The following is a 26,102-nucleotide window of genomic DNA, read 5'->3' on the forward strand; positions in this document are numbered from 1 at the left end:
GGCACTGCCTTCTTTCCTACGCTTCGTCGCGTATGGGCTTCTTTGTGCGTATGGCTACGACTTTACTGGTGGACGGCGACCGGTTCGGACGCGAGTTCGGGCGCACCGCGTCCGGCGAGACGGTCCCGCCAGGCGGCGAGTACGGCCGCGTCGGTCGCGGGGGTGGCGAGAGAGACGGTCACATAGGCGGCCAGGGACAGCAACAGGCCGTAGTACACAGGCTCGTTGGCGAGGATGCCGTAGGCCGCCATCAGGCCGACCACCGCGAGACCGCCGACGACCACCGAGGCGAGTGCGCCCTGTGCGGTGCCGCGCTTCCACAGCAGGCCGCCGAGGATCGGGACGAGGAGACCGCCGACGAGGAGGTCGTAGGCGACGGTGAGGGCCTCGACGACGTTGTTCAGCGCGATCGCCGTGCCGATCACCGCCACGCCCATGACGAGGATGAAGGCGCGGTTGCCCCGGATCTCGTCGTGCTCGCCGGACGCGGTCCGCCCGCGCAGCCGCGACCAGATGTCGTTGTTGGCGACCGTGGCGCAGGCGATCAGCGCGCCGGAGGAGGTCGACATCACGGCGGCCAGGGCGGCGGCGAGCACCAACCCCCGTACACCGACCGGGAGTTCGTCCTTGACGATGGTCGCGAAGGCGTCGTCCGGGCTGGAGAGGTTCGGGTAGAGGACCTTGGCCGCCGTGCCGATGACGGCGCCCGCGAGGGCGTAGACGAGGCAGTAGGTGCCGGCGACGGTGCCGCCCCAGCGGGCCGTCCGGTCGTTGCCCGCCGTGAACACGCGCTGCCAGATGTCCTGGCCGATGAGCATGCCGAACGTGTAGATCAGGACATAGGTGAAGATCGTCTCGCCACCGATGCCCAGCGGGTCGAAGTACTCCGTGGGCAGCTTCGCCTTCATCTCGCCGAACCCGCCGGCCCTGACGACCGCGATGGGCAGCAGGAGCAGGAGTACGCCGATCGTCTTCACCACGAACTGGACCATGTCCGTCAGCGTGATCGACCACATGCCGCCGAGCGTCGAGTAGGCGACGACGATCGAGCCGCCGAGGACGATCGCGAGGGTCCGGTTCATGTCGAAGAGGACGTCGAAGATCGTGGCGTAGGCGATGGTCGAGGTGACGGCGAGCATGAGGGTGTACGCCCACATGACGATGCCGGAGATCACGCCCGCCCGGCCGCCGTAGCGCAGGTCGAGCATCTCGGAGACCGTGTACACCTTGAGGCGGGCGATGCGGGCCGAGAAGAAGACCGAGAGGGCCAGCAATCCGAGGCCGATGGTGAAGACCATCCAGGCGCCGGACAGTCCGTACTGGTACCCCAGTCCGACGCCGCCGATGGTGGACGCGCCGCCGAGGACGATGGCGGCCATGGTGCCGGAGTACATGACGGGGCCCAGGCGGCGGCCCGCGACCAGGAAGTCGCTCTTGGACCTGGCACGGCGCATGCCCCACCAGCCCATGGCCAGCATGCCGGCCAGGTAGACGACGATGACGGTGTAGTCGACGGCCATTGGCGGGGCCTCCTTGAGCGCGCGGTCGCTGCCGGTCCGGACCGACAGTAGGTGGCCGGAAAGCGACTGCGAAGTGTACGTTTCATCCATCCGAGACCGAGGTGATGGAGGAAACGTCCACCATGCCGGACCTCGCCGTTCCGCCCACACCGCCCGTGCCCCTCGCCGCGCTCCTGGCCCGTGAGGACCTGGGGCTGCGACAGATCGCGGGCCCCGCCGACGCCGACACCGTCATCCACTGGGCGCACACCTCGGAGATGCATGACCCGTATCCGTATCTCCTGGGCGGCGAGCTGCTGTTGACGGCCGGCGTGCACATCCCGGAGGCGGCGGGCTCGGGCACGTACTTCGCCGACTACGTCTCCCGGATCGTCGCGGCGGGCGGTGTGGCGCTCGGCTTCGGTCTCGCGCCCGTCCACGACACCGTGCCCCGGGCCCTGGTCGCCGCCTGCGACCACTACGACCTCCCGCTCGTCGAGGTCCCGCCCCGCACCACCTTCTCCGCCGTGGCCCGCGCGGTCTGGCAACTGATGGCACAGGCCCGCCTCGCCGAACTCCGCCGCGTCACCGAGGCCCAGCAGAGCCTGACGGCAGCGGCCTCCCGCCCCGATCCGGTCACTTCGGTGCTACGGCAGCTCGCCCAGCGGGTCGGCGGCCGGGCCGTGTTGTTCGGGCCGGACGGCACGGAGATCGCGGCGGCGGGGAGGGACGCGGCGGGGGCGGAGGCGCTGGCGGGTCTTGCACGAGTGGTCCGCCCCACCGGAACACCCACCTCCGCATCCCCCACCTCCGCGACCGACACCGTCCCCGGCGCCCATCTCGCCGCCTACGCCCTCGGCACCGGTCAGGGCTTCGTCCTCGGGGTCGCCGCACCCCGCCGCGACCAGGGCGACCACACCATCGCCTCCGTCGCCGCCGTCCTGCTCTCCCTCCTCACCGGCGAACACCAGAGCCGCACGGGAGCGGACCGCTCCTCGGCGCTCGTACGACTGCTGCTGGGCGCCCCGCCCGAGGAGGTCGCGGCGCTGCTCGGCGGGGACCGGTGGACCGTCGTGCACGCACGGCCGGACGCCAACGCGCCCGACCCCGTCGCCGCGTCCGCGCTGGGTGCCGCGCTCGGGTCCGCGCTGATCGACCTGGGGCCGGATGTCGTACGGGTCCTGGTGCCCGCCGATCGCGCGCCCGCCCCGCAACCCGGCTGGACCCTCGGGGTCAGCGCCGCCGCCGGTCCGCGGGACTGGCCCGCCGCCGACACCCAGGCGGCCCGCGCACTGGCCCGCGCCCGCGCGACCCGCGCCCCGCTGGTCCGGCACGGCCCGTCCGGCCGCCCCGGCCTCGCCGGACTGGTCCCGCACGAAGAGGCGGAGGCACACGCCCGCACCCTCCTCGCTCCGCTCGCCGGGAACCCCGCGCTCACCGAGACCCTGCGCACCTGGCTCTCCCTGCACGGGAGTTGGGACCGTACGGCGGTCGCGCTGGCCGTGCACCGCAACACCGTGCGGCAGCGGATCGCCCGGTGCGCGGCGCTGCTGGACACGGACCTGGACGATCCGGACGTACGGATGGAGCTGTGGTTCGGCCTGCGTCACCTGTGAGCGGCCGGCGTGAGTGATCCACATCCCAGCGTTCGGGACGTCGGGCACCGGCACAGCCCTCTGCTCCACAATGGGAAGCATGCCGATACCCGGGACACCCAGCCGCGCCGAGCTCGTCGACCACCTTGTGAGGACCCGTATCGCGGGCGACGTGGCCACGCCCCGCGAGAACAACCTCTCCCACTACCGCAAGCTGGCGAACGGCGACCGCCACTACTGGTTCGGCCTGGAGCTCGGCGACCGCTGGACCGACGAGCAGGACGTGCTCGCGGTGATGGCGGAGCGGGTGGGAGTGAACGACGATCCCGAGTACCGCTACGGCCAGGACACCATCGACCCCGAGCTGACCGTCGCCGGGCTCGACCGCCTCGCCGCGCGGCTGCGGAAGGCGGCCGACGGGCAGCAGCGGGTGCTGTTCGCCACCGGTCACCCGGGCGGCCTGCTCGACGTGCACCACTCCACGGCCGCCGCGCTGCGCACGGCCGGCTGCGAGATCGTGGTGATCCCGGAGGGGCTGCAGACGGAGGAGGGGTACGTCATGCAGTTCGCGGACGTGGCAGTCCTGGAGCACGGCGCCACGCTCTGGCACACCCACTCCGGCGAGCCGATGAAGGCGATCCTCACCGCCCTGGAGCGAGAGGGCCGCCCCCTGCCCGACCTGGTCGTCGCCGACCACGGCTGGGCGGGCTACGCGGGCCGCCACGGCGTCGACTCCGTCGGCTACGCCGACAGCAACGACCCCGCGCTCTTCCTCGCCGAGTCCGAGGGCACCGTCCAGGTGACGGTCCCGCTCGACGACCATGTGGTCAGCCCCCGGCACTACGACCCGATGACGGCGTATCTGCTGGCGGAGGCGGGACTGGCCTAGGGCCGTCCCCTTCAGATCCCGTCCGTCCGGTCGAGGAGCCGGACCAGCACGGCCACGGCGGCGGGCATCCCGAGCAGGAAGCCGACGAGAAAACCGACGTCCGGGTCGTCGAGCGCCGGAACGGCCCAGTTCGTCGCCGCGGCCCCGAGCGCCGTCACCGTGACCAGCGCGAGGAGGGCGGCGACGAGAGCGGGATCGGGCAGCCATCCGAACGGCCACCCCACCAGGGCGGCGATCCCGGAGAGGGCGAGGCCGACGAGTTCCAGCAGGACGGTGTCCACCACCGGGCCCCAACTGCGGCCCGGGACCGAGCCGTTCGGGCTGTCCTTCTCGTCGGCCACCTCAGCAGCGTAGCCGTCTCACGGCCACGGGTTGAGCCCCTCCGCCCGCCGCTGCGCATACCCCGGTGTCGGGTCCAGGTACACCCGGTTCACCGCAGGGAACGCCTCCCGCAGGCGCTGTTCGGCCTGTTCGCAGGCCCACTCGATCTGGGCGGCCGTGGACACGTCCCGGAAGTCGATCTTCGCGGCGACCAGTGCTTCGCGCGGACCCTGCACGAGGGTCGTCAACTCCAGTACGGCCTCGATGTGTTGGACGGCGAGGAGTTCCTCGCGGATACGGTCCCGCATGGCCTTGGGCAGCGGGCGGCCGATGAGGAGTTCGGCGTTGGAGCGGCCCAGCACCCAGGCGACGTAGAGCAGCAGCGCGCCGATGCAGAGGGACGCGATGCCGTCCCAGACGCCTGAACCGGTGAGCTGTCCACCGAGCAGGCCGCCGGCCGCGAGGACGAGACCGACGAGGGCGGCCGAGTCCTCCAGGACGACGGCCTTCACGGCGGTGTCGGGGGTGTAGCGGAGGTAGCGCTTGAAGGAGGCGTCGAGGCGGGCGGCCTCGCCGCGCGCCTGGCGCAGGCCGGTGCGCAGGGAGTAGCCCTCCAGGAGGAAGGCGACGCCGAGCACGATGTAGGAGATGAGCGGGTCGCCGAGGTCCTCGCCCGCGACCAGGGTGTGGACGCCGTCGTAGATCGAGAAGACCGCGCCGCCGACGAAGGTGGCGACGGCGGCGAGCATCGCCCAGATGTAGCGCTCGGGGCCGTAGCCGAGGGGGTGTTCCTCGTCCGCGGGTTTCGCACTGCGCTTGAGGGCGGTCAGCAGGAGGAGTTCGGTGACCGTGTCGGCGACCGAGTGCGCGGCCTCGGAGAGCATCGCGCTGGAGCCGCTGATGACACCGGCGACCGCCTTGGCGAGCGCGATCCCCAGATTGGCGACGGCGGCGACGATCACCGTGACGGTGGACTCGCCGCCGCCGTCGCTGTCCTGCGTCTCCGGTGGCCCCTGTGTCTCCCGTGTCGCCTCTGGTTCCGTCATGCCCTCAGTCTTCCCGAGGGACCCGGACCACGCCCTCCTGGATGACGGAGACGGCGAGTTGGCCGTCCTGGGTGTAGATCCGGGCCTGGCCGAGCCCGCGCCCGCCGTACGCCGACGGCGACTCCTGGTCGTAGAGGAGCCACTCGTCCGCGCGGAACGGCCGGTGGAACCACATCGCGTGGTCGAGCGAGGCGCCGACGACATCTCCTACGGCCCAGCCGCCGCGGCCGTGCGCGAGGAGGATCGAGTCGAGGAGGGTCATGTCGGAGACGTATGTCGCGAGGACGACATGGAGGAGGGGGTCGTCGACCAGCTTGCCGTTGGTGCGGAACCAGACCTGTGAGTGCGGCTCGCGCGGCTCGCCGAACCTGCCGTACGGCGGGTCGTCGACGTACCGCAGATCGATCGCCTGACGGGCCTCCAGGAATCGTTCAACGATCCCCGGGTCGAGGTGGTCGTAGCCGAGCAGCCGTTCCTGCCCGGTGGGGACCGACTCCGGATCAGGGGCGGGCGGCATGGGGGTCTGGTGGTCGAGGCCCTCTTCGTACGCCTGGAAGGACGCCGACAGCGTGAAGATCGGCCGGCCGTGCTGGACGGCGACCGCGCGGCGGGTGGTGAAGGAACGGCCGTCGCGGATGCGCTCGACGTTGTAGACGATGGGCGCGCCCGGGTCGCCCAGCCGCAGGAAGTACGCGTGCAGGGAGTGGGCGTAGCGGTCGGCGGGGACCGTGCGCCCGGCGGCGACCAGGGCCTGCGCCGCCACCTGCCCGCCGAAGACGCGGGGGACGACGGCGGAGCGGGAGCTGCCGCGGAAGATGTTCTCCTCGATCTGCTCGAGGTCGAGCAGATCGAGGAGATCCTGTAGTGCCTCGTTCATGGTGTCCAGTTGTACGGGGCGGTAATTGCGGGGACCTTACAGGCCCATGTCCTTCGCGATGATCGTCTTCATGATCTCGCTGGTGCCGCCGTAGATGCGGTTGACGCGGTTGTCCGCGTACAGGCGGGCGATCGGGTACTCGTTCATGAAGCCGTAGCCGCCGTGGAGCTGGAGGCAGCGGTCGATCACGCGGTGGGCGACCTCGGTGGTGAACAGCTTGGCGCTGGCGGCCTCGGCGGGGGTCAGCTCACCGGCGTCGAGAGCCTCTGTGGCCCGGTCGACGACGGCCTCGGCGGCGTCCACCTCGGCCTGGCAGGCGGCCAGTTCGAACTTGGTGTTCTGGAACGCGGCGACGGGCTGGCCGAAGACGACGCGGTCCTGGACGTACTGCTTGGCGAACCGGACGGCGGCCTTGGCCTGCGCGTAGGCGCCGAAGGCGATGCCCCAGCGCTCGGAGGCGAGGTTGTGGCCGAGGTAGTAGAAGCCCTTGTTCTCCTCGCCGAGGAGGTCCTCGACCGGGACCTTGACGTCGACGAACGCCAGCTCGGCGGTGTCGGAGGTCTTGAGCCCGAGCTTGTCCAGCTTCCGGCCGACGGAGTAGCCCTCCGCCTTCGTGTCCACCACGAAGAGGGAGATGCCGTGGCGGCGGTCCTCCTTGGTGGGCGCGGAGGTGCGGGCGCAGACGATCATGCGGTCGGCGTGGACGCCGCCCGTGATGAAGGTCTTGGCGCCGTTGAGGACGTAGTGCGTGCCGTCCTCGGAGAGCTTGGCGGTGGTCTTCATGCCGGCGAGGTCGGAGCCGGTGCCAGGCTCGGTCATCGCGATGGCCCACATCTCCTCGCCGGAGACGAACTTCGGCAGGAAACGCTTCTTCTGCTCGTCGGTGGCGAGCAGCTTGATGTAGGGCAGGCCGAGCAGCACGTGCACACCGGAGCCGCCGAAGGAGACGCCCGCGCGGGCGGTCTCCTCGTAGAGGACGGCCTCGAACTTGTACGAGTCGATGCCCGCGCCGCCGTACTCCTCGTCGACGCGGATGCCGAAGACGCCCAGCTCGGCGAGCTTGTAGTAGAACTCGCGCGGCGCCTGGCCGGCGGCGAACCACTCGTCGTAGACCGGGACGACCTCGGCCTCGATGAAGGCCCGGATGGTCTCCCGGAACGCCTCGTGGTCCTCGTCAAACACCGTACGGCGCACCGCCGCCACCTCCAGCTACCCAGGGTCCGTGTCTAAGCGCTTGCTCAGAACATCACGGTACCGGCGAGTAGGGGGAGCGTCCAGCGGAATGGGCACGTAACGCTCGTCACGCCTTTCGCCCACCCACCCACCCGACTCGGCAGGCCAAGCGACCCTGCCACGGGGCTCCGCCCCGAACCCCGGCGACTCCACACCCGTCGGCGGAACCCAGATCCCGACAGCGCTCGGCTCACGCCTGCGCTCAACTTGCGCCAGCGCTCAGCCCCCGCCGGTGCTCAACTGCCGACGGTGCTCGGCTCCCGCCGCGTCCCGCACCCACCGAAGCCCACCCGCCCGGCTCGACACGCCAAGCAGCCCCGCCACAAAGCTCCGCCCCAAACCCCGACACCACGACCACCGGCCGACACCCAGACCCCGCCAGCGCTCAGCCCACACCGACACCCAGCTCCCGACGGCGCTCGACTCCCCCCAGACCCCGCACCCGCCCAGCCCCAACCCCCCGGGCCCCGCATCCCCCCTCACCCACCCGAAGCCGCCGCCCCCAACGCCCCCCGAGCCATCCGATGCAGCAACTCCGCAGTCGCCCCCCGCCCAGGCAACGACCCCGCCCTCCCCAGATGCGGAGTCGAGTTGAGGAGTCCGAACACCGAGTGGACCGCCGACCGTGCGCTGGGCTCGGCCAGGTCCGGATACAGCTCTCGGACGACCTCCACCCACAGCTCCACGTACTGCCGCTGGAGCTGGCGTACCAGCTTGCGGTCGGAGTCGCGTAGGCGGTCGAGTTCGCGGTCGTGGAGGGTGATCAGGGGGCGGTCGTCGAGGGCGAAGTCGATGTGGCCCTCGATCAGGGAGTCCAGGACCACCTCCGCCGAGCCCCCGTCGGCCTCCGCCAGTCGCCGCTTCGCCCCTGTCAGCAACTGTCCGCTGATGCCGACCAGCAGCTCGGCGAGCATCGCGTCCTTGCCCGGGAAGTGCCGGTAGAGACCGGGGCCGCTGATGCCGACCGCCGCGCCTATCTCGTCCACCCCGACGCCGTGGAAACCCCGCTCGGCGAAGAGCCGCGCGGCCTCCTTGAGGATCTGCTCGCGGCGGGTGGGGGCGTCGGTTCTCGTGGTCATGGAAGTAATTCTAGACAGGGAGGTTAGCGGTCGTTAACCTGAAGGAAATGGTTAACGCTCATTAACAGTCGATGGCAGCCGATAGCAGTCGAACGTTGTGCGAGGGGACGCGTAATGCACGAGGCACCGGAGCTGACGAGCGCGGCGGACCCCGCGTCGGAGGCATGGCGGGCCAACGAGGCGGCGCACCGCGCGCTGGGCGAGGAGCTGCGGCGGAAGCTGGCCGCGGCCCGGCTCGGCGGCGGTGAGCGGGCCCGGGACCGGCACACCGCGCGCGGCAAGCTGCTCCCGAGGGACCGGGTGGACACGCTCCTCGACCCCGGCTCGCCCTTCCTGGAGCTGGCGCCCCTCGCCGCCGACGGGATGTACGACGGGGCCGCCCCGGCCGCCGGTGTCATCGCCGGGATCGGCCGGGTGAGCGGCCGCGAGTGCGTGATCGTCGCCAACGACGCCACGGTCAAGGGCGGCACGTACTACCCGATGACCGTGAAGAAGCATCTGCGCGCCCAGGAGATCGCCCTGGAGAACCATCTCCCCTGTGTCTATCTCGTGGACTCCGGAGGTGCCTTCCTGCCCATGCAGGACGAGGTGTTCCCGGACCGCGAGCACTTCGGGCGGATCTTCTACAACCAGGCCCGGATGTCGGGTGCGGGGATTCCGCAGATCGCCGCTGTGCTCGGGTCCTGCACGGCCGGGGGCGCGTACGTACCGGCGATGAGCGACGAAGCCGTCATCGTGCGCAACCAAGGGACGATCTTCCTGGGCGGCCCGCCCCTGGTGAAGGCCGCCACCGGCGAGGTCGTCACCGCCGAGGAGCTGGGCGGCGGCGAGGTGCACGCACGCGTGTCGGGTGTCACCGACCATCTCGCGGAGGACGACGCGCACGCCCTGCGGATCGTCCGGAACATCGCCGCCACCCTCCCCGCGCGCGGGCCGCTGCCCTGGGAGGTCACCGAGGCGGTCGAGCCGAAGGTCGACCCGTACGGGATCTACGGCGCGGTCCCGGTCGACTCCCGCACTCCGTACGACGTGCGGGAGATCATCGCGCGCGTGGTGGACGGTTCGCGGTTCGCCGAGTTCAAGGCCGAGTTCGGGCAGACCCTGGTCACCGGCTTCGCCCGGATCCACGGCCACCCGGTCGGCATCGTCGCCAACAACGGCATCCTGTTCTCCGAATCCGCCCAGAAGGGCGCCCACTTCATCGAGCTCTGCGACCAGCGCGGCATCCCCCTGGTGTTCCTGCAGAACATCTCGGGGTTCATGGTCGGCAAGGACTACGAGGCGGGTGGCATCGCCAAGCACGGCGCCAAGATGGTCACCGCCGTCGCCTGCGCGCGCGTGCCCAAGCTGACCGTGGTGGTCGGCGGCTCGTACGGCGCGGGCAACTACTCGATGTGCGGCCGGGCGTACTCACCCCGCTTCCTGTGGATGTGGCCCGGCGCCAAGATCTCCGTCATGGGCGGCGAGCAGGCCGCCTCGGTCCTCGCGACCGTGAAGCGGGACCAGTTGGAGGCGCGCGGCGAGGAGTGGCCCGTCGAGGACGAGGACGCCTTCAAGGACCCCATCCGGCAGCAGTACGAGCGCCAGGGCAACGCCTACTACGCCACCGCCCGGCTCTGGGACGACGGGGTCATCGACCCCCTGGAGACCCGCCAGGTGCTGGGTCTGGCCCTGACCGCCTGTGCCAACGCGCCACTGGGCGACCCCCAGTTCGGCGTCTTCCGGATGTGATGAGGGTGCCCGAGATGTTCGAGACAGTCCTTGTGGCCAACCGGGGCGAGATCGCCGTCCGCGTGATCCGCACCCTGCGCTCGCTCGGTGTGCGCTCGGTGGCCGTCTTCTCCGACGCGGACGCGGACGCCCGGCACGTCCGGGAGGCCGACACGGCGGTACGGATCGGTTGGGGGCACCCCCACCTTAAGCAGGGGGACCCGGCGGCCGAGAGCCTCGTAGCCGAAGGCTACTTGTCGGTGGAGCGGCTGCTGGAGGCGGCGGCCCGCACGGGCGCGCAGGCCGTGCACCCGGGCTACGGCTTCCTCGCGGAGAACGCGGGCTTCGCGCGCGCCTGCGCCGACGCCGGGCTGGTCTTCATCGGGCCGCCGGCCGACGCGATCGCCCTCATGGGCGACAAGATCCGCGCCAAGGAGACGGTGGCGGCGGCCGGCGTCCCGGTCGTCCCGGGCGGACGCGACCCCGAACTCGCCGAGGCGGCCCACAAGTTGGGCGCCCCCGTCCTCCTCAAGCCCTCGGCCGGGGGCGGCGGCAAGGGCATGCGCCTGGTCCGTGACCTGGCCGTCCTGGAGGAGGAGATCGCCGCCGCCCGCCGCGAGGCCCGCGCCTCCTTCGGCGACGACACCCTCCTGGTCGAGCGGTGGGTCGACCGCCCCCGGCACATCGAGATCCAGATCCTGGCCGACGGCCATGGCAACGTGGTCCATCTCGGCGAGCGCGAGTGCTCCTTGCAGCGGCGGCACCAGAAGGTCGTCGAGGAGGCGCCGAGCGTGCTCCTCGACTCCGGCACGCGCGCCGCGATGGGCGAGGCGGCCGTCCAGGCGGCCCGCTCGTGCGGGTACGCGGGCGCGGGCACGGTCGAGTTCATCGTCCCCGGGAGCGACCCGTCGTCGTACTACTTCATGGAGATGAACACCCGCCTCCAAGTGGAGCACCCGGTCACGGAGTTGGTGACCGGACTCGACCTCGTGGAGTGGCAGCTGCGGGTGGCGGCGGGCGAGCGGCTCCCCTTCGCGCAGGACGACATCACCCTCACCGGGCACGCGGTGGAGGCGCGGATCTGCGCGGAAGACCCCTCTCGCGGCTTCCTGCCGTCCGGCGGCACGGTGGTCCTGCTCCGCGAGCCCCAGGGCGACGGCGTCCGCACCGACTCCGGGCTCTCCGAAGGCACCGAGGTCGGCAGCCTCTACGACCCGATGCTCTCCAAGGTCATCGCCTACGGCCCCGACCGCGCGACCGCGCTCAGGAAACTCCGGGCGGCCCTCGCGGACACGGTCACCCTGGGCGTGCCGACGAACGCGGGCTTCCTACGGCGGCTGCTGGCCCATCCGGCGGTCGTGGCGGGCGAGTTGGACACCGGGCTGGTCGAGCGGGAGGCGGACTCGCTCGTGTCGGACGAGGTGCCGGCGGAGGTGTACGAGGCGGCGGCGGCCGTACGGCTGGAGGCCCTGCGTCCCAGGGGTGAGGGCTGGACCGATCCCTTCTCGGTGCCGGACGGCTGGCGGCTGGGCGGTGCACCGAAGCCGGTCGGGTTCCACCTGCGGGTGACCGAGCCCGTGGAGTACGTCCCGCGCGGCAGCCACACGGTCACCGAGGACCAGGTGTCCGTCACCCTCGACGGGGTCCGGCACACCTTCCACCGCTCCGGCGACTGGCTGGGCCGCGACGGCGACGCCTGGCACGTCCGCGACCACGACCCGGTGGCCGCCTCGCTCAGCGGGGCCGACCGCTCCGGCGCCGATTCGCTCACCGCGCCCATGCCGGGGACGGTGACCGTGGTGAAGGTCGCCGTGGGCGATCAAGTGACCGCGGGACAGAGCCTGTTGGTGGTCGAGGCCATGAAGATGGAGCACGTCGTCTCCGCACCGCACGCCGGCACCGTCGCCGAACTGGATGTGACCCCCGGCGCGACCGTCGCCATGGACCAGGTGCTCGCCGTGATCGCCCCGGCCGAGGAGGAAGAGTGACACTGCCCATGGTCGTACCGGCCCCCGATCTGCCCGCGCGGGTGCGCATCCACGAGGTCGGGGCCCGTGACGGACTCCAGAACGAGAAGTCGACCGTGCCGACCGAGGTCAAGGCCGAGTTCATCCAAAGGCTGGCCGACGCGGGTCTGACCACCATCGAGGCCACCAGCTTCGTGCACCCGAAGTGGGTGCCCCAACTGGCCGACGCCGAGCGGCTGTTCCCGCTCGTGCGCGGCCTGCCGGGGGTGCGCCTCCCGGTCCTGGTGCCGAACGACCGCGGACTCGACCGGGCCCTGTCCCTGGACGCGACCCGTATCGCCGTCTTCGCCAGCGCCACCGAGTCCTTCGCCAAGGCCAACCTCAACCGCACGGTGGACGAGTCGCTGGCCGTGTTCGCCCCGGTCGTGGCCCGCGCCAAGGACGAGGGCGCCCATGTGCGCGGCTATCTCTCCATGTGCTTCGGCGACCCCTGGGAGGGCGCGGTCCCCGTCGCCCAGGTGGTCCGGGTCTGCCGGGCCCTGCTCGACATGGGCTGCGACGAGCTGAGCCTCGGCGACACCATCGGGGTGGCCACTCCGGGACACGTCCTCGCACTCCTCGCCGCGCTCAACGAACAGCGCGTCCCCACCGACGTGTTGGGCGTGCACTTCCACGACACCTACGGCCAGGCCCTCGCCAACACCCTGGCCGCCCTCCAGCACGGCGTCACCACGGTGGACGCCTCCGCGGGCGGCCTCGGCGGCTGCCCGTTCGCCAAGTCCGCCACCGGCAACCTCGCCACCGAGGACCTGGTGTGGATGCTCCAGGGTCTCGGCATCGACTCCGGAGTCGACCTCGCCCGTCTCACCGCCACCAGCGTGTGGATGGCCGAACAACTGGGCCGACCCAGCCCGTCCCGCACCGTCCGAGCACTCGGCAAAACGACACAGCCCCACAAGGAGCAGTGACCCGCCATGGACCACCGTCTCTCCCCCGAACTCGAAGAACTCCGCCGTACGGTCGAGGAGTTCGCGCACGATGTCGTGGCGCCGAAGATCGGCGACTTCTACGAGCGCCACGAGTTCCCGTACGAGATCGTCCGCGAGATGGGCCGCATGGGCCTGTTCGGGCTGCCGTTCCCCGAGGAGCACGGCGGGATGGGCGGCGACTATCTGGCGCTGGGCCTCGTCCTCGAGGAGCTGGCCCGGGTCGACTCGTCGGTGGCGATCACCCTGGAGGCCGGGGTGTCGCTGGGCGCGATGCCGATCCATCTCTTCGGCACCGAGGCCCAGAAGGCCGAGTGGCTGCCCAGGCTGTGCTCCGGCGAGATCCTCGGCGCCTTCGGGCTGACCGAGCCGGACGGCGGCTCCGACGCGGGCGCGACCCGGACGACGGCCCGTCTGGACCCGGACACCGACGAATGGGTGATCAACGGCTCCAAGTGCTTCATCACCAACTCCGGTACGGACATCACCGGGTTGGTGACGGTCACCGCCGTCACCGGCCGCCAGCCCGACGGCAAGCCGTTGATCTCGGCGATCATCGTGCCGTCCGGGACGCCCGGCTTCACGGTCGCGGCGCCGTACTCGAAGGTCGGCTGGAACGCCTCGGACACCCGTGAGCTGTCCTTCTCGGACGTCCGGGTCCCGGCGGCGAACCTGCTCGGTGAACAGGGGCGCGGCTACGCCCAGTTCCTGCGCATCCTGGACGAGGGCCGGATCGCCATCGCGGCCCTCGCCACCGGTCTGGCGCAGGGCTGTGTCGACGAGTCGGTGAAGTACGCCAAGGAGCGGCACGCGTTCGGCCGGCCGATCGGCGCCAACCAGGCCATCCAGTTCAAGATCGCCGATATGGAGATGAAGGCCCACACCGCCCGCCTCGCCTGGCGCGACGCCGCGTCCCGCCTGGTGGCCGGCGAGCCCTTCAAGAAGGAGGCGGCCCTCGCCAAGCTGTACTCCTCCACCATCGCCGTCGACAACGCCCGCGACGCCACCCAGGTGCACGGCGGCTACGGCTTCATGAACGAGTACCCGGTGGCCCGTATGTGGCGCGATTCCAAGATCCTGGAGATCGGCGAGGGCACCAGCGAAGTCCAACGGATGCTGATCGCCCGCGAGTTGGGGCTCACGGGCTGAGCTCGGCTACACCGGTTCGGCGGCCGGACTGTTCAGGCCCGCCGACAACTCCGCCGAGATCAGGGCGACATGACGGTAGGCCCGCTCGGCGGCGGCCAGCACGCGGTCCTGCACGGCGCCTTCGCCGAGCGCCCGGTCGAGGCGCTCGGCGAAGGCGGCCCAGCGGGCGCGGTCGCCGCTGCCGTAGTACGACACACCGTTCCCGTCCGTGAGCCGGTAGGCCCGGGTGACATACCGGAGCAGGAACAGGGCGCCGAGGGTGGAGCCCTCCAACACATAGAGGAAGCCGAGGAGTTCACGGGGTTCGAGGGCGGCGGTACGCCGTATCTCCGCCGCGAACCGCTCGGCGGCCGGGCAGGGTGCGGGGGTCGTGCCGAGGCCGGCGAAGTGGCACAGGTCGCGTTCGACGAGCGGGAGTTTGCGCAGGTCCGGCGACCAGACCGAGCCGACGGAAGGGCAGGTGGCGCGGGCGAGTTCGGTCTCCAGTGCCCTCAACACCACTCGGTAGGCGGCGAGTTGGCCGACGTAGCGGTCGAGCGGGAGGGTCCCGGCGAGCATCGCGGTGGCGAATCCGGTGGCCTCCAGGGCCTCGTGCCAGGCGCGGGTGCCCTTCCTCAGTCGTTGGGTGGTCGTGTCCGTCATACGCCGCTCCGCTGCCGGACCGTCGCGAGCAGACGGTCGATGAGGTGGCCCTTGCGTTCGATCGTCACGTCGAAGTAGGCGGCACTGCGCTCGGAACGGCACACGCCGTGGACGGCGTCCTTGGCGGAACGCTTCAGGGCCACGGCCTCCTCGGCGAGCGCGAGGAGCGTCCGGTCCAGTCGCGGATGTCCGAGCACGTACCGCTCGAAGCCCTCGCCGGGCGGTGCGTCGTCGAGCAGCTCCAGGACGACCCGGTTGCCCAGGCCGTCGAGGTCCTCGTGCGTGTTGGCACCGCCGAGTTCGGGAACGAAGTCGGTCAGGTCGTTGAACAACTGGCTGGCGAGGCCCAGTTGACGCATCGCGCCGTCCAGGGCAAGGCGGTCGTCCTCGACCACCCGCAGCCCGGCGACCGCCGCGTCGAGCGGCATCCAGAACAGGGTGCCGGTCTTGAGGGCGGCCGTAGCCTCCCAGAAGTCGACCCGGGTGGCGCGTGGCGCGGCGGTCAACTCGGCCCGGGTGAGCGCCGTACGGGAGGACAGGTCGACGGCCTGCCCGGTGAAGCCGTTGCCGACCGAGCGCACCAGGCTGTCCACGACGGCGGGGTCGGCGGCGTGCCGCAGCGCGGACATGATCAGCCAGGCGCCGGTGTTGAGGGCGAGTGGTGCGCCGTGGGTGGCGTGGAGGGCGGGTTCGCCGTAGCGGACGTCGCTGCCGTCCTGGATGTCGTCGAGCGCGACGGCGGCCTTCAGCAGAATCCTTACGGCAACTGCCGTACGGCGGATGACGGCCAGCTCGGGGGCCGTGTCGCCGCGTGCGTTCGGCTCGTCGGGGAAGCCCCGGTAGTTGCGGTACGCCCAGTACACCATCGAGGGGCGCAGGGGAGCCCGGCCGCCGGGGGCTCCGGCGGCGGGTGGCAGTGCCTGCTGGCCGACCTTGGATCCGACGGCGTCGGCGACCGGTTCGTAGAGGGCGCGGCGCAGTGCCGCGTCGTACACGGAGTCCGCCGCCCGCGCCGGGTCGGTCAGCGAGCCGAGGAACTCGGCCAGGTCGTCCTCCAGCAGCGCCGCGTCACCGCGCACCACCGCTTCCACACCCGTCATGTCCACCGTGGTAGCCACTCCACCTCCGAAGGTCACCGAACATCAGTGCGCAGGGCCCGCTAAGACCGAGCATGATCACAACTGGCGGGCGGGACAAGGTGGTTGAAAGCCAAAGTGGGTGAGACATACCCCCACAGGGGCGGCACAGTGCGACCACAGACAGGGCTGCGGTCGCCCCACCCTCTGGACATTCAGTGAGGTTAGGCTAACCTACCTTCGAATTGTCCGGCGGGCGCTCCGCCCTGTTCGAAAGCAGCCATACATGTCCAACGCCCGTGCCACTCACCTCTCCCGCCGCGGCATCCTCGCCGCGGGCGGCGCCCTCGGTCTCGGTGCCGTGCTCGCGGCCTGCGGCGACGACGACGCGAAAAGCGGTGGCTCGGACAAGGAGACGACGGCCGCCAAGTCCGGCCCCTGGACCTTCAAGGACGACCGCGGCCAGACCGCGAAGACCGACAAGACGCCCGCGAACATCGTCTCCTTCATCGGTGTCGCCGCCGCGCTCCACGACTACGGCATCGAGTCCAAGGGCGTCTTCGGGCCGACCAAGCTGAAGGACGGCAAGGCCGACGTACAGGCCGGCGACCTGGACATCAGCAAGGTCACGATCATCGGCAACGAGTGGGGCCAGTTCAACATCGAGAAGTACGCGGCCCTCTCCCCCGACGTCCTCATCACCACGATGTTCGACGCGGCCGGCACCCTCTGGTACGTCCCCGAGGAGTCGAAGAAGAAGATCCTCGCCGTGGGGGCGCCGACCGTCGGCATCTCCGCCTACGACATCCAAATGCCGACGCCGCTCGCGCGCATGCTGGAACTCGCCAAGTCCCTTGGCGCGGACACCACTTCGGCCACCATCACCGCGGCCAAGAAGCGCTTCGAGGACGCGGCAGCCCGACTGCGCGCCGCCGCCAAGGCCAAGCCGGACATCAAGGTCCTCGCGGGTTCCGCGAGCCAGGACATCTTCTACGTCTCCGGGTCCAACCTCTCCATCGACCTGGAGTACTACAAGGCGCTCGGCGTGAACTTCGTCGAGCCGTCCGCGGCCGCCCTCAAGGCGAGCGGCGGCTGGTTCGAGAACCTGAGCTGGGAGAACGTCGACAAGTACGGCGCGGACATCATCATGATGGACAACCGCACGTCGGCGATCCAGCCCGCCGACATCACCGAGGGCACGTGGAAGAAGCTGCCGGCGGTGAAGGCTGGGCAGGTCATCGCGCGGAACCCCGAGCCGATTCTGTCGTACGACAAGTGCGCGCCGTTGCTTGAGGATCTGGCGAAGGCGATCGAGAGCGCGAAGAAGGTCAGCTGAATCTGGGGTGATCTCGCCTCGCGGGGAGCTGTGCTGCTGGCCGGTATTGGCCGTTCGCGCCCACGCGGCGGAGCCGCAGATTCGATACGGCCCCGCGCCCCTTTGGGGCGCCATCACCTCCCGCTTCCTGGAAGGAACCCCCATGACCACGGCCGTCGCCGCCCCCTTCCGTTTCTTCTCTCTTCAGGTCGTGCGGACGGAGCGGCTCGGGCCGTCTCTGGTCCGGGTGACCTTCGCCGGGGACGATCTGGCGTACTGCTTCTCCGACGGGTGCGATCAGTCCCTGTCGCTCTTCCTCCCCCACCCGGGCCAGTCGGAGCCCGCCGTGCCGTACGAGCTGGGCGACGGCTGGTGGCAGGCGTGGCGTGAACTCCCGGACGGGATACGGGCGGTGATGCGCTCGTACACCCTGCGGGCCCTGCGCCGCGACCCCGACGAGATCGACATCGACTTCGTGCTGCACGAACCGGCGGGGCCGGCCTCAGGCTGGGCTTCGCGCGCGTCCGCCGGTGACCGGGTGGTGCTGCTCGGGCCGGCGGTCGCGGACAACCGGGCGATCCGGTTCCGGCCGCCGGAGGACACCGATCTGGTGGTCGTCTGGGCCGACGAGACCGCCGTACCGGCCGCCTCGGCCATCCTCGAAGCGCTGCCCGCGGGCACCCGTGCCCGGCTGTGGCTGGAGGTCGCGCACGCCGGTGACATCCAGGACCTGGTGACCGAGGCCGACGCCGAGGTCACCTGGCTGGTGCGTGAGGGTGATTCCCCTGCCACCCTCGACGCCCTGCGCGAGGCCCGACTCCCGCCCGCCGAGCGGCCGTACGTGTGGATCGCGGGCGAGTCCGGCCAAGTGAAGGCGCTGCGGCGGCACTTCGTGGGTGAGCGCGGGATCGACCGGCGCCGGGTGACCTTCGTCGGGTACTGGCGGCAGGGGCTCAGCGAGGAGCAGTTGCGCGAAGCCGGGTGAGGCGCGAGTGACGCCAGTCACGGGAGGGGCGAATGCCGAAAGATCTAAGTTAGGTTAGCCTTACCTAAGTTCAAACCCGTCCCCACCGGAGGACCCCCACATGCGCTCGCACCTGCTCAATGACACGACTGCGGAGCACTACCGCCGCTCCGTGACGGAAGGCGTGGAGCGGGTGGCGGCCAAACTCGCCACCACCGAACGACCGTTCACCGGCGTCACGGTCGACGCCCTCTCCCCCCTCATCGACCGCATCGACCTCGACCGCCCGCTGCACGACACCGCCGCCGTGCTCGACGAGCTGGACGAGGTCTACCTGCGTGACGCGATCTACTTCCACCACCCCCGCTACCTCGCCCACCTCAACTGCCCCGTCGTCATCCCCGCGGTGCTCGGCGAGGCGGTGCTCTCCGCCGTCAACTCCTCCCTGGACACCTGGGACCAGTCGGCCGGCGGCACCCTCATCGAGCGCAAGCTGATCGACTGGACCAACGAGCGCATCGGCCTCGGCCCGCACGCGGACGGGGTGTTCACCTCCGGCGGCAGCCAGTCCAACCTCCAGGCACTGCTGCTGGCCCGCGAGGAGTCCAAGACCGACAGCCTGGCCAAACTGCGGATCTTCGCCTCCGAGGTCAGCCACTTCAGCGTGAAGAAGTCGGCGAAACTGCTGGGCCTCGGCCAGGACGCCGTCGTCTCGATCCCGGTCGGCGCCGACAAGCGCATGCAGACGGTCGCACTCGCCCGCGAGTTGGAGCGCTGCGGGAACGCCGGTCTCGTACCCATGGCCGTCGTCGCCACCGCCGGCACCACCGACTTCGGCTCCATCGACCCGCTGCCCGAAATAGCCGAGCTGTGCGAGCAGTTCGGGGTGTGGATGCACGTGGACGCGGCCTACGGCTGCGGTCTGCTCACCTCGCTGAAGCACCGGGGCCGGATCGACGGCATCGAGCGCGCCGACTCGGTCACTGTGGACTACCACAAGTCCTTCTTCCAGCCGGTGAGTTCGTCCGCCGTCCTGGTCCGCGACGCCGACACGCTGCGCCACGCGACCTACCACGCGGAGTACCTCAACCCGCGTCGCATGGTGCAGGAGCGCATCCCCAACCAGGTCGACAAGTCCCTCCAGACCACCCGCCGTTTCGACGCGCTCAAGCTGTGGATGACCCTGCGTGTGATGGGCGCCGACGGCATCGGCGAACTCTTCGACGAGGTCTGCGACCTGGCCGAGGAAGGGTGGAAGCTGCTCGCCGCCGACCCGCGCTTCGACGTGGTCGTGGAGCCCTCGCTCTCCACCCTCGTCTACCGCTACATCCCGGCCGCCGTCACCGACCCCGCCGAGATCGACCGCGCCAACCTGTACGCCCGCAAGGCCCTGTTCGCCTCCGGTGACGCGGTGGTCGCGGGCACCAAGGTCGCGGGCCGCCACTACCTGAAGTTCACCCTGCTCAACCCCGAGACGACGACCGACGACATCGCCGCCGTCCTCGACCTGATCGCCGGCCACGCCGAGCAGTACCTGGGAGAGTCCCTTGACCGCGCTTCCTGAACCCGCCACCAAGACGTACGACTTCGTGGGCATCGGGCTCGGACCCTTCAACCTCGGCCTCGCCTGCCTCACCGAGCCGATCCTCGAACTCGACGGAATCTTCCTGGACTCGAAGCCCGGCTTCGAGTGGCACGCCGGCATGTTCCTCGACGGCGCCCACCTCCAGACCCCGTTCATGTCGGACCTGGTCACCCTCGCCGATCCGACCTCGCCGTACTCCTTCCTCAACTACCTGAAGGAGAAGGGGCGTCTGTACCCCTTCTACATCCGCGAGAACTTCTACCCGCTGCGGGTCGAGTACGACGACTACTGCCGCTGGGCCGCCGACAAACTCTCCAACGTCCGCTTCGGCATGACGGTGACCGAGGTGACGTACGAGGAACGGGACGAGGTCTACGTCGTCCACACCGAGGCCGGCGAGAGTTACCGCGCCCGGCACCTGGTCCTGGGCACCGGAACCCCTCCCTATCTCCCGGAGGCCGTCGCCGGTCTGGGCGGCGACTTCATCCACAACTCCCGCTATGTGCACCACAAAGCGGAGTTGCAGGCCAAGGAGTCGATCACGCTGGTCGGCAGCGGGCAGTCCGCCGCCGAGATCTACTACGACCTGCTCAGCGAGATCGACGTCCACGGCTACGAGTTGAACTGGGTGACGCGCTCCCCGCGCTTCTTCCCGCTCGAATACACCAAACTCACGCTGGAGATGACCTCCCCGGAGTACATCGACTACTTCCACGCGCTGCCGGAGCAGACCCGCTACCGCCTCACGGCCGAGCAGAAGGGCCTGTTCAAGGGCATCGACGGCGATCTCGTCAACGACATCTTCGACCTGCTCTACCAGAAGAAGGTCGGCGGCCCGGTCCCCACCCGGCTGCTCACCAACTCCTCGCTGAACAGCGCCGCTTACCGCGACGGAGTCTACGAACTGGGGCTGCGCCAGGAGGAGCAGGAGAAGGACTACACCCTGCGCTCCCAGGGCCTGGTCCTCGCCACCGGCTACAAGTACGCCGAGCCTGAGTTCCTCAAGCCCGTGCACGAGCGGCTGTGTTACGACGCGCGGGGCAACTTCGACATCGCGCGCAACTACTCGATCGACACCACGGGCCGGGGTGTCTTCCTCCAGAACGCCGGCGTCCACGCGCACAGCATCACGTCCCCGGATCTGGGCATGGGCGCGTACCGCAACTCGTACATCATCCGTGAGCTGCTCGGCACCGAGTACTACCCGGTCGAACAGACCATCGCGTTCCAGGAGTTCGCCGTATGACCTTCACCTTCCGCCCTCTGGACCCGCTCCAGGACGCCGAGCTGCTGCACCGGTGGGTCACCCATCCCAAGGCCGCGTACTGGATGATGCAGGACGCGAAACTGGAGGACGTCGAGCGCGCCTACATGGAGATCGCGGCCGACGAGCACCACCACGCGCTGCTCGGGCTCGACGAGAAGGGCGTTCCCGCCTTCCTGATGGAGTACTACGACCCGCACCACCGCGAACTGGTCGGCCTGTACAAGCCGTTCCCCGGCGATGTCGGCATGCACTTCCTGACGCCGGCCACCGAGGCGCCCGTGCACGGCTTCACCCGCGCGGTGATCACCGCCGTGATGGCCCACCTCTTCGAGGACCCGGCGGTCCAACGCGTCGTCGTGGAACCGGACGTGGCCAACACCGCCGTACACGCCCTGAACGAGGCGGTCGGGTTCGTGCCCGAGCGCGAGATCCAAAAGCCGGAGAAGAAAGCCTTGTTGAGCTTCTGCACGAAGGAACAGTTCCTTCTGGCTACGGTGGTGTCCGTATGAGCCTCGCCGACGCCGTCGCCCATCTCTCCCCCGAGCGCTGGGAGAAGGCCAACCGCCTGCTGATCCGCAAGGCCCTCGCCGAGTTCGCGCACGAGCGGCTGATCACCCCCGAACCGGTGGAGAAGGACGGCGACTTGTACGTCGTCCGCAGCGACGACGGTCTGACCCGCTACCGGTTCACCGCCACCCGGCGCGCCCTGGACCACTGGCAGGTCGACGCCGACTCCATCTCCCGGGTCCGCGACGGCGCCGAACTCCCCCTCGCCGCAATGGACTTCTTCATCGAGCTGAAGCAGGCGCTCGGGCTGAGCGAGGAGATCCTGCCGGTCTACCTGGAGGAGATCTCCTCCACCCTCTCCGGCACCTGCTACAAGCTCACCAAGCCGCAGCTCCCGGTCGCCGAGCTGGTGCGGAGCGACTTCCAGGCCATCGAGACGGGGATGACCGAGGGCCACCCCTGCTTCGTCGCCAACAACGGGCGGCTCGGCTTCGGCATCCACGAGTACCTGTCGTACGCCCCCGAGACCGCGAGCCCGGTCCGCCTGGTCTGGCTGGCCGCGCACCGCTCACGGGCCGCGTTCACGGCGGGCGTGGGCATCGAGTACGAGTCGTTCGTCAAGGACGAGTTGGGCAGCGCCACGCTGGACCGCTTCCGCGCCACCCTGACCGACCAGGGCCACGACCCGGACGACTTCCTCCTCATCCCCGTCCACCCCTGGCAGTGGTGGAACAAGCTCACCGTCACCTTCGCCGCCGAGGTCGCCCGCGGCCTCCTCGTCTGCCTCGGCGAGGGCGACGACGAATACCTCGCCCAGCAGTCGATCCGGACCTTCTTCAACAAGTCCAACCCCGAGAAGCACTACGTCAAGACGGCCCTGTCCGTCCTCAACATGGGCTTCATGCGCGGGCTTTCGGCCGCCTACATGGAGGCGACCCCGGCGATCAACGACTGGCTCGCCCAACTCATCGAGAACGACCCGGTGTTGAAGTCCACCGGCCTGTCGATCATCCGTGAGCGGGCCGCTGTCGGCTACCGGCACCTGGAGTACGAGGCGGCCACCGACCGCTACTCGCCGTACCGCAAAATGCTCGCGGCCCTGTGGCGCGAGAGCCCGGTGTCCTCGCTCCGGGACGGCGAGTCGCTGGCGACGATGGCCTCGCTGGTGCACCTGGACCACGAGGGCGAGTCCTTCGCGGCCGCCCTGATCGAGCGGTCGGGACTGGCGCCGGTGGAGTGGCTGCGCCACTATCTGCGGGCGTACTTCACCCCGCTGCTGCACAGCTTCTACGCCTACGACCTGGTGTTCATGCCGCACGGCGAGAACGTCATCCTCGTCCTGAAGGACGGTGTCGTCCAGCGCGCGATCTACAAGGACATCGCCGAGGAGATCGCCGTCATGGACCCGGAAGCGGTGCTGCCGCCGACCGTGGAGCGGCTGCGGGTCGACGTCCCCGAGGACAAGAAGCTCCTGTCGATCTTCACCGATGTCTTCGACTGTTTCTTCCGCTTCCTCGCCGCCAACCTGGCCGCCGACGGCGTCCTGGCGGAGGACGACTTCTGGCGTACGGTCGCGGAGGTCACCCGCGAGTACCAGGAGGCGGCACCCGAACTCGCCGACAAGTTCCGGCAGTACGACATGTTCGCCCCCGAGTTCTCCCTGTCCTGCCTCAACCGCCTCCAACTGCGCGACAACCAGCAGATGGTGGACCTGGCGGACCCGGCGGGCGCGCTCCAGCTCATCGGCACCCTGAAGAACCCCATCGCCGGGTTCTGACCCACGGACAGGCGGGCACCCCGGAGTACGGTCCTCCGGGGTGCCCGCCCATTTCCATCAATCGACAGGACGGTCAACTAGCCTGCGGGCCAAGGCACTTGAGGCGACCGGTAGTAGTCGATCCCCAGTGCGTCCCAGCGTGGGGCCTGCGCCGCGAGCCGCACCTTGTAGGTGTCCCAGTCGTGGGTCGAGGCCGGCGACCAGCCCAGCTCGGCCACCCCTGGCAGCCTGGGGAAGGCCATGTAGTCGATGTTCGCGCCGGTCACGATGGTCTCCGTCCACAGCGGCGCCTCGACCCCTCGGATCGCCGAAGTGGGCACTCCGGCAAGGTAGTTGCCGGGATCCCAGTCGTAGGACCGCTTGACCTCGACCAGGCCCGCCCAGTCCTGGCCGAGTGGGGTGTCCTCGGTGTACTTCATGTCGAGGTAGACCCGGTCGGCGGGCGAGAGGATCAGCCCGGTGCCGTTCTTCGCGGCCTCGGCGACCTGGGCCTTCTCGGCGGCGTCGGTGTCGTCGAGACCCCAGTACTGGGCGAGAGCGCCCTTCACGGGGTGGGCTCCGGTGATCTGGTGCCAGGCGATCACCGTCTTGCCGTACTTGGTGACGATCGGCTGCACCCGGTCCATGAACTTGACGTAGTCCTCATGGCTGGTGGAGTGCGCCTCGTCGCCGCCGATGTGGAGATAGCGGCCCGGGGTGAGCGCGGCCAGCTCGCGGACCACGTCGTCCACGAAGTCGTAGGTGAGGTCCTTGCCGACGCACAGCGAGCTGAAGCCGACGTCCGTGCCGGTGTAGAGCGGGGGTGCCACGCCGTCGCAGTTCAGGTCGGCGTAGGAGGCGAGGGCCGCGTTCGTATGGCCCGGCATGTCTATCTCCGGGACGACCTCCAGGTAGCGGGAGGAGGCGTAGCGGACGATCTCCTGGTAGTCGGCCTTCGTGTAGTAGCCGCCCGCGCCGCCGCCGACCTCGGTCGAGCCGCCGTAGGCCGCCAGGCGTGGCCAGGAGTCGACGGCGATGCGCCAGCCCTGGTCGTCACTGAGGTGGAGATGCAGTTCGTTGATCTTGTAAAGGGCCAACTCGTCGATGTAGCGCTTGACTTGGGCGACCGTGAAGAAGTGCCGGGAGACGTCGAGCATCGCGCCGCGGTAGGCGTAGCGCGGGGAGTCCTCGATGGTGCCGCCCGCGATCTGCCAGGGGCCGCGCTGCACGGAGTTCTTCTCGACGGCGGCGGGCAGGAGTTGGCGCAGGGTCTGCACGCCGTGGAAGAGGCCGGCGGTGTGGGCGGCGGTGAGGGTGACGCCGGACGGGCCGCTGTCCAGGCGGTACCCCTCGGCTCCGAACGGGCCTTTGGCGAGCCTGAGTTGGATGCCGTGCCCGGCGTGGGTGCTCAGGGGCAGGCGATAGCCGGTCGACGGGCGCAGGATGCCGGCGAGGTACTCGCCGATCCGGCGCGCCTCGCGCGATCCGTCGACGTGGATCGCGGTGTCGTGGGTGATGCGGAACGGGGTTTTCCCGGGTGTCACCGACGCGGGCGCCGGAACCACTCGGCCGAGCGGGGTCGCGGTCGGGGTCGCTTTCGTCACCGTTGTCGCTCCTACCGTGAAGGCGCCGACCGCCATCACGAGCAGCAGCGATCCCAGAACGCTGTGTCGTCTCACCTGCGCTCCCTTCGATTGGTAGAGACCACTCTCCCGCAGATCCGGTGAAACAATCCCCCCATGGCGGAAATCATCCAGAAGGACGGCACCTGGATCTTCGACGGCGACGCCCTGCGGCTGACTCCCGGACGGGACAAGAGCGTCGGCCTGTTCCGCCGGACACTCGGTGAACTCGTCGTCCCGCTGGGCGCGTTGGCGGGCGTCTCGTTCGAACAGGGCCGGAAGACAGGGCGGCTGAGACTGCGGCTGCGGGACGGCGCCGACCCGCTGCTGCACGCCACCGGGGGCCGGCTCGCGGAGAGCGACGACCCCTATCAACTGCCGGTCGAATCGGACCGGTACGGCGTCGCCGAGTACTTCGTGGACGAGGTGCGGGGCGCCCTGCTGCTCGACGAGGTCCCGGCCGATCCGGTGGACGCGTATCTGCTGCCGGGCCCGGCCGTGCCGCTCTCGGTCTCCGCCGGGGACGGCACCGCGAGCTTCGACGGCGAGCGCGTACGGCTGGAGTGGAACTGGAAGACCGAGGACGCGAAGTCCGCCGCCGGCGCCCGCACCCTCGCCGTCACGGACCTCGTCGGCGTGGAGTGGCGTCCGTCGGCCGGGCTGGAGAACGGCTACATCCGCTTCTCGGTGCGGAACGCGCCGACGAAGGCGCCGCCCAAGTACGACCCCAACTCCGTGGAGCTGTGGGGCTTCAAGAAGGACCCGCTGATGGCCCTGGTCGCCGCGGCCGTACAGGCCCGGCTCCCGCACCCCGCCGCCGAGACCGACGTACGGCCCGAACGACCTTATCCAGCACGGGAGTTGACGGCCGCGGCGGAGGACGGCCATGACGCGCTGCTGCGGCGGCTGCGTGAACTGGGCGAGCTGCACCGGGACGGGGTGCTCACGGACGAGGAGTTCTCGATGGCCAAACAGGCGGTCCTCAAACGGATGTGACCATCCGGGAGTCGAGGACCG

At 70.1% G+C, this 26,102-nt stretch carries 22 protein-coding genes; 13 read left to right on the plus strand and 9 right to left on the minus strand.

Annotated features, from left to right (window positions below; genetic code table 11):
- Positions 1-62: 62 nt before the first annotated feature.
- Entirely contained in the window at positions 63-1,520 is a 1,458-nt protein-coding gene (locus AB0M63_RS33930) for a sodium:solute symporter (RefSeq protein ID WP_366022048.1), read from the minus strand.
- A gap of 122 nt (positions 1,521-1,642) precedes the next feature.
- Between AB0M63_RS33930 and AB0M63_RS33935 the strand changes: the two genes are divergently transcribed.
- Both AB0M63_RS33935 and AB0M63_RS33940 read left to right on the plus strand, forming a co-directional pair.
- Positions 1,643-3,115, plus strand: coding sequence for a PucR family transcriptional regulator (locus AB0M63_RS33935; RefSeq protein ID WP_366022049.1), 1,473 nt, complete (start codon positions 1,643-1,645; stop codon positions 3,113-3,115).
- A gap of 79 nt (positions 3,116-3,194) precedes the next feature.
- A complete protein-coding gene (locus AB0M63_RS33940) occupies positions 3,195-3,983 on the plus strand; it encodes a phosphatase (RefSeq protein ID WP_355923583.1) in 789 nt (262 codons plus the stop codon).
- A gap of 11 nt (positions 3,984-3,994) precedes the next feature.
- Here the strand turns inward: AB0M63_RS33940 and AB0M63_RS33945 are convergent, their stop codons facing one another.
- From AB0M63_RS33945 to AB0M63_RS33965, 5 genes are all read right to left on the minus strand, one after another.
- Complete coding sequence (locus AB0M63_RS33945) at positions 3,995-4,324, minus strand: hypothetical protein (protein WP_366022050.1); 330 nt, start codon at positions 4,322-4,324, stop codon at positions 3,995-3,997.
- A gap of 18 nt (positions 4,325-4,342) precedes the next feature.
- The gene (locus AB0M63_RS33950; protein ID WP_366022051.1) at positions 4,343-5,350 is read right to left on the minus strand and encodes a cation diffusion facilitator family transporter; all 1,008 of its coding nucleotides are present in this window, start codon (positions 5,348-5,350) and stop codon (positions 4,343-4,345) included.
- A 4-nt stretch (positions 5,351-5,354) separates the two neighbouring features.
- Positions 5,355-6,227 (minus strand): acyl-CoA thioesterase II, encoded by an 873-nt coding sequence (locus tag AB0M63_RS33955; RefSeq protein ID WP_355923577.1) that lies wholly within the window; start codon positions 6,225-6,227, stop codon positions 5,355-5,357.
- 36 nt (positions 6,228-6,263) lie between these two features.
- Positions 6,264-7,421 carry an acyl-CoA dehydrogenase family protein gene (locus AB0M63_RS33960; RefSeq protein WP_355923575.1) on the minus strand — a complete coding sequence of 386 codons (1,158 nt, stop codon included), beginning with the start codon at positions 7,419-7,421 and terminating at the stop codon, positions 6,264-6,266.
- A gap of 518 nt (positions 7,422-7,939) precedes the next feature.
- Positions 7,940-8,539, minus strand: coding sequence for a TetR/AcrR family transcriptional regulator (locus AB0M63_RS33965; RefSeq protein ID WP_366022052.1), 600 nt, complete (start codon positions 8,537-8,539; stop codon positions 7,940-7,942).
- Between the two features lie 114 nt (positions 8,540-8,653).
- On the opposite strand from AB0M63_RS33965, the gene AB0M63_RS33970 reads away from it, so the two are divergent.
- The 4 genes from AB0M63_RS33970 to AB0M63_RS33985 are packed head-to-tail and all read left to right on the plus strand — an operon-like array spanning position 8,654 to position 14,351.
- Positions 8,654-10,270: a carboxyl transferase domain-containing protein gene (locus AB0M63_RS33970; protein ID WP_366022053.1), complete on the plus strand. Its 1,617-nt coding sequence runs from the start codon at positions 8,654-8,656 to the stop codon at positions 10,268-10,270.
- A gap of 14 nt (positions 10,271-10,284) precedes the next feature.
- Positions 10,285-12,237, plus strand: a complete 1,953-nt coding sequence (locus AB0M63_RS33975; RefSeq protein WP_366022054.1) for a biotin carboxylase N-terminal domain-containing protein — start codon at positions 10,285-10,287, stop codon at positions 12,235-12,237.
- Between the two features lie 8 nt (positions 12,238-12,245).
- Positions 12,246-13,184: a hydroxymethylglutaryl-CoA lyase gene (locus tag AB0M63_RS33980; protein ID WP_366022202.1), complete on the plus strand. Its 939-nt coding sequence runs from the start codon at positions 12,246-12,248 to the stop codon at positions 13,182-13,184.
- A gap of 6 nt (positions 13,185-13,190) precedes the next feature.
- Positions 13,191-14,351 carry an acyl-CoA dehydrogenase family protein gene (locus tag AB0M63_RS33985; protein WP_366022055.1) on the plus strand — a complete coding sequence of 387 codons (1,161 nt, stop codon included), beginning with the start codon at positions 13,191-13,193 and terminating at the stop codon, positions 14,349-14,351.
- A 6-nt stretch (positions 14,352-14,357) separates the two neighbouring features.
- Here the strand turns inward: AB0M63_RS33985 and AB0M63_RS33990 are convergent, their stop codons facing one another.
- Complete coding sequence (locus AB0M63_RS33990) at positions 14,358-14,993, minus strand: biliverdin-producing heme oxygenase (RefSeq protein WP_366022056.1); 636 nt, start codon at positions 14,991-14,993, stop codon at positions 14,358-14,360.
- Positions 14,990-16,093 carry a class 1 isoprenoid biosynthesis enzyme gene (locus AB0M63_RS33995; RefSeq protein WP_366022057.1) on the minus strand — a complete coding sequence of 368 codons (1,104 nt, stop codon included), beginning with the start codon at positions 16,091-16,093 and terminating at the stop codon, positions 14,990-14,992. The genes AB0M63_RS33990 and AB0M63_RS33995 overlap by 4 nt, the downstream gene beginning before the upstream one ends.
- 262 nt (positions 16,094-16,355) lie before the next feature.
- Here AB0M63_RS33995 and AB0M63_RS34000 point away from each other — a divergent pair, with 262 nt between their 5' ends.
- The 6 genes from AB0M63_RS34000 (at position 16,356) to AB0M63_RS34025 (ending at position 23,484) form a co-directional block, all read left to right on the plus strand.
- Positions 16,356-17,405, plus strand: coding sequence for an ABC transporter substrate-binding protein (locus AB0M63_RS34000; RefSeq protein ID WP_355923560.1), 1,050 nt, complete (start codon positions 16,356-16,358; stop codon positions 17,403-17,405).
- A 142-nt stretch (positions 17,406-17,547) separates the two neighbouring features.
- Positions 17,548-18,369, plus strand: a complete 822-nt coding sequence (locus AB0M63_RS34005; RefSeq protein ID WP_366022058.1) for a siderophore-interacting protein — start codon at positions 17,548-17,550, stop codon at positions 18,367-18,369.
- Positions 18,370-18,469: 100 nt separating this feature from the next.
- Positions 18,470-19,912: a lysine decarboxylase DesA gene (desA, locus tag AB0M63_RS34010; protein WP_366022059.1), complete on the plus strand. Its 1,443-nt coding sequence runs from the start codon at positions 18,470-18,472 to the stop codon at positions 19,910-19,912.
- Positions 19,896-21,179: a SidA/IucD/PvdA family monooxygenase gene (locus tag AB0M63_RS34015; RefSeq protein ID WP_366022060.1), complete on the plus strand. Its 1,284-nt coding sequence runs from the start codon at positions 19,896-19,898 to the stop codon at positions 21,177-21,179. Before desA ends, AB0M63_RS34015 begins: the two co-directional genes overlap by 17 nt.
- Positions 21,176-21,709, plus strand: coding sequence for a GNAT family N-acetyltransferase (locus AB0M63_RS34020; protein ID WP_366022061.1), 534 nt, complete (start codon positions 21,176-21,178; stop codon positions 21,707-21,709). Before AB0M63_RS34015 ends, AB0M63_RS34020 begins: the two co-directional genes overlap by 4 nt.
- Complete coding sequence (locus AB0M63_RS34025) at positions 21,706-23,484, plus strand: IucA/IucC family siderophore biosynthesis protein (protein ID WP_366022062.1); 1,779 nt, start codon at positions 21,706-21,708, stop codon at positions 23,482-23,484. Before AB0M63_RS34020 ends, AB0M63_RS34025 begins: the two co-directional genes overlap by 4 nt.
- Before the next feature lie 77 nt (positions 23,485-23,561).
- Here AB0M63_RS34025 and AB0M63_RS34030 read toward each other — a convergent pair whose 3' ends face one another.
- Positions 23,562-25,103: a beta-N-acetylhexosaminidase gene (locus tag AB0M63_RS34030; protein WP_366022203.1), complete on the minus strand. Its 1,542-nt coding sequence runs from the start codon at positions 25,101-25,103 to the stop codon at positions 23,562-23,564.
- A 99-nt stretch (positions 25,104-25,202) separates the two neighbouring features.
- Between AB0M63_RS34030 and AB0M63_RS34035 the strand changes: the two genes are divergently transcribed.
- The gene (locus AB0M63_RS34035; protein WP_355923547.1) at positions 25,203-26,081 is read left to right on the plus strand and encodes a DUF4429 domain-containing protein; all 879 of its coding nucleotides are present in this window, start codon (positions 25,203-25,205) and stop codon (positions 26,079-26,081) included.
- The last annotated feature ends 21 nt before the right edge of the window (positions 26,082-26,102 follow it).

This window comes from Streptomyces sp. NPDC051576 (assembly GCF_040681835.1).
In the GTDB taxonomy this organism is placed as follows: domain Bacteria; phylum Actinomycetota; class Actinomycetes; order Streptomycetales; family Streptomycetaceae; genus Streptomyces.